This window comes from Roseofilum sp. SBFL, assembly GCF_017746885.1.
GTDB lineage: Bacteria > Cyanobacteriota > Cyanobacteriia > Cyanobacteriales > Desertifilaceae > Roseofilum.
In genome coordinates this window covers 1-12004 of record NZ_JAGHZH010000006.1, presented here as the reverse complement: position 1 = coordinate 12004, position 12004 = coordinate 1, and the positions used below count along the sequence as shown (strand labels likewise).

The window sequence follows — 12004 nt, the reverse complement described above, 5'->3', positions numbered from 1 at the left end:
CCCTGATGGAGAAAAGTTAGAGGCAATCATTACCCATCCTCAAAATGAGAATGAAGAATGGGGATGCCAGGTGAAGATAGGAGCAATGGAGGAGGATTGGAATGGAACCTATTGCTATCGCTCTGACGAACTAGAACTGAGGGAATAACGGCTACCGTGCCATCTCTGAATTGCGTATTTCTGGGGATGGCTAGAACGCTTTTCAGGTATGGGTTTTAAGGGCGACAAACCAATTAAAGCGAATTTGGTATCCTTATAACAATTCCAGCGACAAAGCAATTAAGTGCAGAGGATAGAGCGAAGTAGAGCCCTTGATGTGTCCAACTCCTTGAGTGCGCTTTATCACCCGCTAGGGGGTCAACTGATGTTGTGGGTATTCTCTATCCTGACTCTCTCAAAACTTCTAGGGCTAAGTTGTGGAAAAATATCCCTTCTGAGTGGAAGGGTAATACCAAAGTTATGACCCTTGGAGGAATTCAATTGGCTGGAGTCTGTTGGCTCTTTTCTCCGATCATGCCGGGTCAAGGCGAGTCAATTGATATATGTCCTGCTTGTCACCCTTAATTTTCTGTCGGGTCATGCCAGCCCATGGAGTGCCGATGGATATATATCTTCTTTGGTTACCCTAGTTGGGTCTCCAGCTTGGATATATATCTATTTTATCACACCTTATGACTCTCTCTTTATCCATAGAAAACTCTTATGTGATGGTCATGTGATGCTTATGTGATGGTCATGTGATTGGTTTATAGATGAAATTCTATGGCAATGCTTCCATGGATAGATTTACTCTATTTGTATGACCTATTTACCCTGCACTGTTTTGGAGTGGTGTAGGATGATTTTAGGCAGATTTTAGGCAGAGTACCAGATTTTTTTCTGGGTGTTGGGGATGAAAAACCTGTAGTGCCCATACTTGAAATGGACGAGCACGGAGGGATTTGAACCCCCGACACCCAGAACCGGAATCTGGTGCTCTATCCACTGAGCTACGTGCCCTTAGCATAAAGAATCATAACACAGATTTTCCAAAATTGAAACTTCTTCCTGGGCTGCGTGCCAGGTATCGTGTTCAGGTCTTCAATAATTTTAAGGTTTAATTTCTAATTGGTAATAAATCCCTGCTGTATCCTTAAACGTGGCTCATCAATCATGGAACACTTGTCTTATGGCTCCTCTCGCCCTTCTTAGCACATCAGATAAAACGGGACTGGTGGATCTGGCCCGGAGTTTGGTGGAAGAATTCGGATTTGATTTAGTCAGTAGTGGAGGTACGGCGAAAACGCTACGAGAATCTGGATTAATGGTAACAAAAGTGTCTGATTATACCGGATCTCCAGAAATTCTAGGCGGCCGGGTGAAGACTCTCCATCCTCGCATTCATGGGGGAATTCTAGCGCGGCGCAATCTGGAGGGGGATCTTCAGGATTTAACAGATAATGACATTCGCCCGATTAATTTGGTGGTGGTGAATTTATACCCGTTTGAACAGACGATCGCCAAACTGGATGTGACATTAGAAGAAGCGATCAAAAATATCGACATTGGCGGCCCCACCTTGCTGCGAGCTTCAGCTAAAAATTATGCCCATTTAACCATCCTCTGCGATCCGACTGATTATGATGCTTATTTAACCGAACTTCGTCAGCAGGGTGGGACAGCCTCAGCAGAATTTCGGAAAGAACGGGCGATAAAAGCCTTTGCCCATACTGCGGCCTATGACCGAGCAATTACTGCTTATTTAACCCATCAGAAAGAGGCACTGTTGCCCCTTGAATTCACCCTATCGGGACAGAAGCGGCAAACCATGCGCTATGGCGAAAATCCGCACCAGAGCGCTGCTTGGTATCAGACGGGAACCGGGAAAGAGGGATGGTCAGGGGCCACCCAATTACAAGGAAAGGAACTCAGTTATAACAATTTGGTGGACTTGGAGGCAGCACGGCAAATTATTACCGAGTTTACCGATAAGCCAGCCGTAGCTATTTTGAAGCATACTAATCCCTGTGGTCTGGCGGTAGCGGATACCCTGGTAGAAGCCTATCAGAAGGCGCTAGAAGCTGATTCGACTTCGGCATTTGGTGGTATTGTGGCTCTCAATCAACCCATTGATAGGCCAACAGCAGAGGAGTTAACCCATATTTTCCTCGAATGCGTGGTTGCTCCCGGCTGCAATCCAGATGCTCAAGACCTTTTACACAAGAAATCGAAGTTACGGGTTTTGGTCTTGCCGGATCTGATGCAAGGACCGCAGGTGATGATCAAGGGTATTGCGGGTGGATTTTTATTGCAAGAGAGCGATCGCACCATTAGCACCCCGGATCAGTGGGAAGTGGTGACGGAAAAACAACCGACTCCAGAGCAGTTAGAAGAGCTGTTCTTTGCTTGGAAGGTCGTCAAGCATGTGAAATCGAATGCGATCGTGGTGACTAAAAATCACACCACCTGTGGCATAGGAGCCGGTCAAATGAACCGCGTCGGAGCCGCGAAAATTGCCCTAGAACAGGCAGGAGAAAAAGCTCGTGGGGCAGTACTTGGTAGCGATGCGTTCTTCCCCTTTGACGACTCAGTACGAACGGCTGCAGCGGCAGGAATTGAGGCGATTATCCAGCCTGGGGGTAGCGTGCGCGATAAAGACTCGATCGCCGCAGCCAATGAGTTAGGGGTAGTGATGGTGTTTACCCGAATGCGCCATTTTCTACATTAATTTAACGTAAAGTTGAGGACATAGAGAGCGATTTGGGGAGGCAAGTCCGCTTTTTCTTGGATAACAACGGATCAATAAGTCCCCATTTGGGATCAGTCAAACTACTGCTGCATAACATTCGTTGTCTATTATACTCTCTGTAAAGATCCCAAATGGGTTTTCTAAGTGATAATCTATGAACCTCAATTGAAATGAACTATAACATAGCGTGACAACAATCCAGATTCGGCTAAAATAAGCTAGTGGTTAGGGTGAGGACGTGAACCCATGGCAGTTATCAACGGTATGCCCGGCAATAACTTCATTGTCGGAACCCCAGCAAGCGATCAAATCTTTCTCCTAGCTGGTAATGATACAGTATTTTCCCAGCAAGGTGATGACCTAATTTTCGGGAATTTCGGCAATGACCTTTTATCTGGGAATGAAAATAACGACAGCATTTTTGGAGAACAGGGAACCGATATCCTGATTGGGAACCAGGATGATGATTTCATGAATGGGAATCAAGATAATGATACCCTCTATGGCGGTCAGGGCAATGATATCCTCTATGGCGGTCAAGGCAATGACCTAGTCTCCGGAGACCGAGGAAATGATGTTCTCCATGGAGATTTAGGCGCGGATGTGCTGCTTGGTGATGGCGGCCAGGATATTTTTGTCATGGGTCGGCGTAATGTATTTGGACAACCCCCTACCACTGGCGGCCCCTTAATCACAGATGCAGATATTGCCGTTGATTTTGAAAATGGACAAGATTTACTCGGCTTAGAACCGGGTTTAGCCTTTGAAAATCTGTTAATTACGGCTGGAACTGGGGCATTTACTGGCACCACTGTCATTCAAGATGGGGTAACCAGCAACTATCTGATGGTGCTCTCTGGGGTTAATCCGAATCAGATTACCGAAGCAGACTTTACTACAAACTTAAATCCCATCCCTGCCCCAACGCCAACCCCAACACCAACCCCGACACCCACTCCAACACCCACTCCGATTCCCCCTCCCCAACCGTCCACAGTTTCGGTCGAAGCAACGACCAATATTGCTGTAGAAGGAGACCCAGCCACCAATGGCATTTTTACCCTCACCCGTACTGGAGGCTCTACGGAAGCCGCGCTAACCGTTAACTATACAGTTCAGGGAACGGCTGCAAATGGCACACGCTACCAAATGCTCAACGAGAGCGTAACCATTCCGGCTGGAGCCACAACAGTGGAATTACCCGTTGTGCCGATTAATAATGATAGTCCTAATACGGTTGAGGATGTGACGATTACCCTCTCGAATAGTGGGTTTTATATCGTCGGCACTCCAAATACGGCTCAGGTCAAAATTCTGGATGATGATTGGGTATATGTGGATGATAACTGGGCAACCCTAGCCAACGGTACACCCGTTGACCCGGATGGAGATGGGCCGCTGACCGAGGGAGATGGAATTATTGGTATTAATGCCTTTGCTCAAATTCAGGCCGGGATTAATCGTGTTTCTACTACACCGACTGGTAGCTTGGTGCAAGTGCTACCAGGGATGTATATTCCTGGCCAAGTAATTAATATTAATAAACCCGTGCAATTGTTGGGGCCTAATGCCAATCAAGCGTTGGGTGCTGCTCGCAATCCAGAAGCAACTATTGGTGGCGCAGGAGGATTTGTGGAATTTGACCGCCCTGGTTCTCCTGCGGGGCCAATTATTATCAATGGTTTCGAGTTTACCAGTGATGGGGATGCAGCAACTCCAGTAATGAATTTGAGAGACCCCGGTAGTGAAGTGGTTATTCGCAGTAATACATTTACAAATCTGATTGAAGATGGTGTTTTCCGGTCTTTGAATTCGCCTAATCCTCGAGGGTTTGGTACGTTGACGGTTCAAGATAATTCGTTTGATGGAATTACGGGCGATGGAAAGCGGGCGATGTTTATCTATGAGGTGGATACAGTCAATATTATTAATAATGCGGTGAATAATATTGGCAATCCTGGGGATGATGCTCCAGGTATCTTGTTAGATACAATTGGTTCAGCCAATATTAGTGGTAATCGTTTGAATACAGTGCGTCAGCAGGGGATTCAAGTAGCTGGGGTGAGAGCCGGTGGCGGTACAGTCACTATTCAGAATAACCTTTTGGAAAATATTAATACAAATAATGGGGGAACAGATGGAGCGATTCGTCTGCGAGAGTCTCCGTTTGGAGCGACGTTGAGTAATGCAGGTAGTATTGTGGTTCGGGATAACCGGGTAATGGGTAGTAATAATGGGTTGGCGGTTCGTCCGGGTACGAATTTAGGAGCGGGAGGCTTTTTGACAGTCACGAATAATGCGTTTGCCGTGAATGGCGGTACGTTCTCAATTCTCCATAATGGTACAGGGACATTGAATGCTGCAGGTAATTTTAGTGATACGATTGGTGGAACTCCACTGACGGCAGTAAATGTAGGTGGAGCAAGTGCTGGTAGTGTGGTGCTTTAGGATGGCTTTCTACTGTTGCGAATTGCCGGGTTCCTATTTTAGCTGGGTCACGGCAGTAGTGGCTTGGTAAGCTTAAAATAGTTTATTAGAAAATCGCTATGATTTTTGAAATTTGTGAATTTCAGCACAATTCTATTCCCTCAAATTAAGCTTGACGCGCCACTGGGATATTTACTTGTTGTTTGCTCTTCTCAATTGTAGTAACGAGATCGGCTACTTGCTGTTAACTGGTGCGGTTCTGTGGTTTCAGATTGAGAGACCCAATTAGATGAGCTTAACCTGGAATCGGTAGCAGAATGACATTAGGGGAATGGACTTGCTATGATAAAGTAATTTGAATTGATGAGGAAACTATTCCACACAATATGAAAAATCTAGTCTTAAGCGGCAAGGGACTCAATCTCAGTGCCTCTATTCTCCTTGGTTTACTGGTAAGTGTGATGCCATTGCGTCAAGTGCTGGGCCAAACTCGTATTGCTGAATTACAAGATTATTGTTATCAGAGCGAAAGTACTTATTTTTTAGCAGAAACTAGGAATTTTTGGGTGAGTATTTGTGGTGGGGATGCACCTTACACTTATGTGGGTGTGGATAAAGAAACGGGGGATGATATTCGACTGGACTTGAGCGATTATGATTCTAGCGGCGAATATTTTCAAGCGGTCAATGGGGACTATACTTATTACGTGATTTTAAACACTGCTAGGGGATCGTTTTTAGTGGTCGAACAAGACGGTAAGGAAATTTTGAGAGAATCTCTTCAGGATTGGGAGTAGGATTTAAATATGTCTATCACCATTCATTCTAGCAGACAATTGGATCTAATCCCGTTGCCTTTTTATCTTTTAATGGTCGATTAACTGCTGGCTTAAGTCGTATTAAAAGTATGCTAAATTTTGAAAAATCCACCTTAATTGATGCGCCAGTTGAAAGGGTTTGGGACTTCCATGAGCGGGCTGATATCTTAAGTGTTTTAACTCCTCCTTGGCAACCGGTAAAAGTTTTGCGCCGAGAGGGAGGCTTAGGAGCGGGAGCTATTATAGAGTTTGAAATTCAATTGGGATTAATCCCGATTAAATGGTTAGCCCGTCATACGGATTGTGTGCCCTATGAATATTTTGTCGATCGCCAAATCGAAGGCCCTTGTCAGAGTTGGGTGCATCGCCATGAGTTCACCCGCGAAGGCAATCAAACCCGGTTAACGGATAGGATTCGCTTAGAATTATTTGGGGGAGAGATCGCCGAATTTCTGTTCGGTAGCTTTGTGATTGACCGACTGGAGGATATGTTTACCTATCGTCACCAAGTGACTCAACGGTATTGCCGGGACAATTAATAATTACTAATTAACAATTTAATGATGATTTAGGGTGGGTTAATTCTAAAATTGATTACAATGGGAGCGGAATCGTTGAGAACAGAGCAAGGCGTACATGATTATCCCTCCTGGTTTTGAACAAAACTCCGTGGTAACTAGCTTAGGCCGAATGGTCTACTACCACCCCAGCGAGTCCTTCTGGGATTCTCAGGTGAAATTACAGCCTAAATTAGTATTTTTACATGGGTTTGGAGGAGGGTCATCGGCCTATGAGTGGTCTCAGGTTTATCCCGCATTTGCGGCCGAGTATTATACCCTCGCTCCCGATTTAATCGGCTGGGGTGGTTCCGATCGTCCAGAGCGCAACTATGAAATTGAGGATTATCTGACCACAATTCGGGAGTTTTTAGAACTTACCTGTGAGGAACCCTGCACAGTGATTGCCTCTTCGTTAACCGCAGCGTTAGTGATTCGAGTTGCAATTGACTATCCCCAATTATTCCAGTCTTTAATTTTAACTACTCCGGCTGGATTATCGGATTTTGGTGAAGATTATAGCGCCAGTTTATTTGCCCAGTTGATTAGATTTCCTGTTTTGGATAAATTCGTTTATAGCACGGCGATCGCCACAGAAGCTGGAATTGCCTCTTTTCTGCAAAATCGCCAATTTGCCCAAAGCGAGCGCATCTACTCAGAAATTATCGAAGCCTATCTAGAATCAGCTACACAACCCAAGGCCGAATATGCTGCACTCTCCTTTGTTCGGGGCGATTTATGTTTTGATTTAGCTAAATACATGCCCCGTTTAACTACGCCAACCGCTATTTTGTGGGGTAAAAAATCTCAATTTACCGGCCCAGAAATTGGTCAACGCCTAGCCGGTTTAAATCCAGAGTATGTGAAACGATTTATGACTCTAGAAAATGTGGGACTTACCCCCCAGTTAGAAATGCCGGGATTAACTATTGGTCTAATCCGTCAACTCTGGAAACAATTGCGGACTTAAGATTAAGTACTTTGCGCGGCAGAAGGGTAATGGGAAAACTGTTCACGCTATAGTCCCCATCTCCGTGTCCCCATGTCTATTCATGTAAAAAGCCATGCACTCTTCTTTTTATCTTCCCTTACTCATTTTAGGATTAACAACAGGAACAGTCCTTTCTGGGTGTCAAACCTCACAAACGGCTGAACCTTTAATCACGCAAGCGGTTATTCCCTCTGGACAGACTCTAGAATTTACTCTCACGGAAAAAAGCCGAGTCTCTTTAGGTATTTTTAATAACCAAGGAGTTTTGGTAAGGGAGCTATTAAGGGGTGAACCCTATGAAATTGGGACTCATCAGGTGAGGTGGGATGGTTTAGATGGGGAAGGGAATCCTGCTCCTGCGGGTGAGTATACTTGGAAACAGGTAAGTCATCCGGGGTTTACCTCCCGCTATGTTACCCATATTGGGGTCAATCCGCCTTCAGAGTCATATCATTTATGGCCAGGAGATCACACAGGGGTGGGAACGGTGGCGGTAGATGACTCCGGGGTTTATTTTGGTGCAAGGCTGACGGAAGTTCCGCCTATGGTGGTGAAGCATTCCTCTGATGGTCAAGAGCAAATCTGGACTAAAGAGCAATATTATCAGGGCGGCCGTTTGAAACGTTTGGCGGCTGGAGGGGGTAAAGTTTATTTGCTCAAGGATGAGGGAGCAGGAGACACGGAAACCCATTGGATTAGAGTGGTAACAGCGGACACTGGACAACCGGCAGGAGACTGGAAAATTACGGAGGGCGGAATTCAGGTTAGCGATATCGATCTTGAGGGTAATAATTTAGCTGTCGTTTTGCCAGAATTAGGGGAAATCCGTTGGCTTGATGTTGAGAATCCGACGAGAGTGTTGGCGACGGTGAAGGGGTTAGAAGGGGTAAATGCAGTTACGGCAGTAAGCGGCGATCGCCAGGGTTCTGTCCTGGTTCATACCCAAGATCAGGTCATCTTTGTCGATCCGGTGCAGAACATCCAGGAGACCAAAATCACCGGGTTACAGGGGGTAGTTGCCCTAGATCTCGACCATATCACTGGGGAGTTATATCTGAATGAAACTAGCCAAGGGTCTCAGGTTTGGCGCTATGACCAAGAGTTTCGCAAGGTACAGGAGTATGGCGGAGTGCGGCGACCTCTTGGGGTTTATCAACAGGAATTGTTCGGGGATCTGACGGATGTGACCGCAGATCAAAAAGGTGGATTTTATACAACAGAGCCGGGTTCTTATCCTCGGCAAACCTCCCATATTCGCAGTGCTGATGGCTCGGTTTTAAATGCTTGGTTTGGGGGATTAAGTTATTATTTAGTGCCGACGGTTGACCCTAAAGACCCCAGCATTATTTGGTTAACTGGTCATGCTCCAGAGGTGGTCAAATTACGGTTGAATGTAGATCGAGGAACCTGGGAGGTGTTAGAGGTCTATTCCTTTGCCGAACCGGGGGATAAATTATTTGTCGAAAATCGGGCGATCGGCTCCCGTTGGCAACCGGTTTATTGGCAAGATGAACTCTATTTATTCGCCACCAAAAGACCGGCTATTTTAAGAGTCGATCGCCAGCAAGGGAAATTATGGCCCGTATCCTTAACTACAGCGGTAGTTCACGACCCCAATAGTGACCTGTGGAGAGGATCTGGAGAAGACGGTTTTCCTGCACCTTGGGTGGAAGCGGCGAGGGGGCAAGGGTTTCAGGACTTAGGTCAAGCACCGAGAAGCTTTTCTTGGGGCGATCGCAATCAAAATGGTCTCATGGAACCCGAAGAATTCCTATTCTATCCCCAAGAGTTTCGCTGGAATTTTGCCGGTGAAGGAGCTTGGGACGAGCAATTCAACTATTATTTACCTACCCAAAAATTTGGCAGCTCCGATCCCTCCTTCGCTTGGTATAAAGTCCCGGTAGCCGAATGGCTCGGAAATGACCCTCAAATCCCCTTTTATAACCTACAAAATATCGAACCCGGCCCCCCCATTCCTGAATCAGTCAATAATTTCTATTGGGCAAGAGAATTAGAGCGAGATGCAAATGGAAATATCTATCTCGTTAGTCAATCCCATCTCACCATTCATGAAAGCTTAGGGGGACGCTGGCCCAGTAGCCAAAACCGCGTCAATCGTCTGATTAAATGGAATGAAAATCAAGAACTCTTAGGTCTGATTTCCCGTAAAGTCTTCGATCATCGGGAAAAAAATAGTGGCAAACTTTATTATCCCATGCATGTGCGCTCTGGCCCTGATAATACGGTAATTGTCATCGATCAAGACTATACTCCGGCCGCTGTTTATACTGAAGATGGATTATATATTGGCCCTCTCCTAGACCAACGAACCTTAGATAATTATCCTGATTCTGTTTATCAAGCTTCTAATCATCAGGATTTTCAAGGATTTGCCTTAATGGAATTTGCTGATGGTCGCCGTTTTTGGATTGGTCCGCAACCGGGAGGTTTACCCATTTATGAAACTTTGGGATGGGATAAAATTAAACAATCAACGGGTAAGTTGAAGCTAGATGAAACTGTGAAAACACTGAAATTATCTGGAACCGGATTAACCGGAACGCTCTATCAAGATATCCAGGGAAACTCAGCTATTAACGAGTTTAACTTTCCCAAAATTGATATCGAACCCTACTATAGTAATTCCCCCATTTCTGGGGTTGCTCCCGATGATTTCAAGATGGTGTGGGAAGGTGAGATACAAGCCAGATTTAGCGAAGATCATCAATTTTATCTGTACTTGAAAAAAGCCCAGGATGCTGGCAAAATATGGATTGATAATAAATTAGTGTTTGATTCTTCTGATTTGGAAAATTATGTCCCTAAAATTGCTTTGCAAAGGGGAGAAAAATACCCGATCAAAGTTGAATGGATTAATCAAGGAGGAAATCCCACTATTCGAGTTATTTGGACCAGCACAACTCTCGATCCGGAAGTGATTCCCCAAGAAGTTTTATATCCTTAGATAGTTAAAATTACCACTCTTGCCACTACCTATTCCCTAGCGCGAAGCGCTGTAAATCCATGCTAACGAATCACCCTCGATTTGAAACCTTTGAAGACTACCTCAGCTACGATGAAAACTCCCCTAAATCCAGTACCGTAGTGGAGCGATCGATTAATGACTTCTGAATCTAATAAAGGAACTCCTTTTGTTCCTTTTACTGCACGAGTAATGGCTGCTATTCGAGCGGCAGAAAGCGATCGCCCAGATCGCCTCTTTGACGATCCCTATGCCCAACAGTTTGTCACCCCAGAAGCGATCGCATTCAAAGACGAACAACTACAACTGATCGATCATCAATATGTCGCCGTCCGCGCTCGGTTTCTCGACGATCTGATCGCCTCTTATGTCCCTCCCCTAACTCAAATTGTTATCCTCGGTGCAGGAATGGATGCGCGTGCCTTTCGTCTTCCTTTGCCAGATAAGACAACCCTCTATGAACTCGATCAAGCTGAAGTCATTGAGGCAAAGCAGAGCTATTTTCAGTATATCGAACCTCAGATTAACCGCCAGGCGATCGCCGCCGACCTCACCCAACCCTGGAAAGCCCTATTATTAGAGCAAGGATATCAACCCGAAAATCCCACGGTTTGGATTATGGAAGGACTGCTAATGTATCTGACAGAAGCAGAAGTGCATCAACTGCTCCAGACTTTATCTGACTTAAGCGCTCCTGCAAGTATCTTGGGTTGCGATATGCTCGGAAAAGCTGGGGTTGACTATGCACCCTATCGAGGATACTTTAAATCTGGCTTTGATGACCCCATAGCCCTATTTTCATCCTATGGTTGGCAAGCGAGTATAACCGAATCGTCCAATTATAGCGTGTCCCTAGGTCGCCCTCCCTTTGAACCGACTCCTGGTGTTCCCTTTGAAGGTAGAGCCAGATTTTTTAGTGCGACTAAACTCCCTTAAACTTATGGAAGATCGTCAGCGACTTGAAGAAATGGTCGATCATGCCATCCACAATAATACCCCCTATGCCTAGTTGGAAAGAAGGTAACCTATCAAGTCGCCGATCTCTTCGCACCCCCTGAAAATTGGCATCAGGGTTTTGAGGTGGCGATCGAATATCCTGCCTGATATGATTTCAATCCCATTCCCATGAGAATCGTTTCCCTAAAAATTACAAAATATATTGGTGAGCCAGTTCACCAATAACCTTGGTGAGAAATGGGGGATATTAGATGAACCTATCCCTACTTAATAGCAGTGAAAGGGAGAGTGAGGACATTTTCTATTACTTCCAACCATAACCTAATACCATTTCTCTATGATGATGCGCTTTAAAAAGGGGGCCCAGCCCCTTGTTTATCAGTGATCGATTAGTTGCAAGATTAAAGAGAAATGGTATAACTGTTCTAACCAACTCTTTCTCTTCTATACCCCTCTTTTGTCACTCTGCCGAAAGAGGGCTAGAATAAGAGGGAAGGTAAAGAGCTGAAGAGTAGAGTAGACGATGGATGGAGAGTTAACACT

General features: G+C 45.4%; 7 protein-coding genes and 1 tRNA gene. 7 read left to right on the top strand and 1 reads right to left on the bottom strand.

Annotated elements, in window-relative coordinates:
• Positions 1 to 926: 926 nt before the first annotated feature.
• Positions 927 to 999, bottom strand: a tRNA-Arg gene (locus tag J7545_RS00420).
• A gap of 169 nt (positions 1000 to 1168) precedes the next feature.
• Between J7545_RS00420 and purH the strand changes: the two genes are divergently transcribed.
• The 7 genes from purH (at position 1169) to J7545_RS00385 (ending at position 11440) form a co-directional block, all read left to right on the top strand.
• Complete coding sequence (purH, locus tag J7545_RS00415) at positions 1169 to 2707, top strand: bifunctional phosphoribosylaminoimidazolecarboxamide formyltransferase/IMP cyclohydrolase (RefSeq protein WP_318700718.1); 1539 nt, start codon at positions 1169 to 1171, stop codon at positions 2705 to 2707.
• Positions 2708 to 2974: 267 nt separating this feature from the next.
• Positions 2975 to 5176, top strand: a complete 2202-nt coding sequence (locus J7545_RS00410) for a Calx-beta domain-containing protein (RefSeq protein WP_318718985.1) — start codon at positions 2975 to 2977, stop codon at positions 5174 to 5176.
• 365 nt (positions 5177 to 5541) lie between these two features.
• Positions 5542 to 5952, top strand: a complete 411-nt coding sequence (locus tag J7545_RS00405; protein ID WP_318718984.1) for a hypothetical protein — start codon at positions 5542 to 5544, stop codon at positions 5950 to 5952.
• A gap of 110 nt (positions 5953 to 6062) precedes the next feature.
• Positions 6063 to 6512 carry an SRPBCC family protein gene (locus J7545_RS00400; protein WP_318700715.1) on the top strand — a complete coding sequence of 150 codons (450 nt, stop codon included), beginning with the start codon at positions 6063 to 6065 and terminating at the stop codon, positions 6510 to 6512.
• A 97-nt stretch (positions 6513 to 6609) separates the two neighbouring features.
• Positions 6610 to 7500, top strand: coding sequence for an alpha/beta fold hydrolase (locus tag J7545_RS00395; RefSeq protein WP_413038683.1), 891 nt, complete (start codon positions 6610 to 6612; stop codon positions 7498 to 7500).
• A 94-nt stretch (positions 7501 to 7594) separates the two neighbouring features.
• Positions 7595 to 10486, top strand: a complete 2892-nt coding sequence (locus J7545_RS00390) for a PA14 domain-containing protein (protein WP_318700713.1) — start codon at positions 7595 to 7597, stop codon at positions 10484 to 10486.
• A gap of 156 nt (positions 10487 to 10642) precedes the next feature.
• A complete protein-coding gene (locus J7545_RS00385; protein WP_318700712.1) occupies positions 10643 to 11440 on the top strand; it encodes an SAM-dependent methyltransferase in 798 nt (265 codons plus the stop codon).
• The last annotated feature ends 564 nt before the right edge of the window (positions 11441 to 12004 follow it).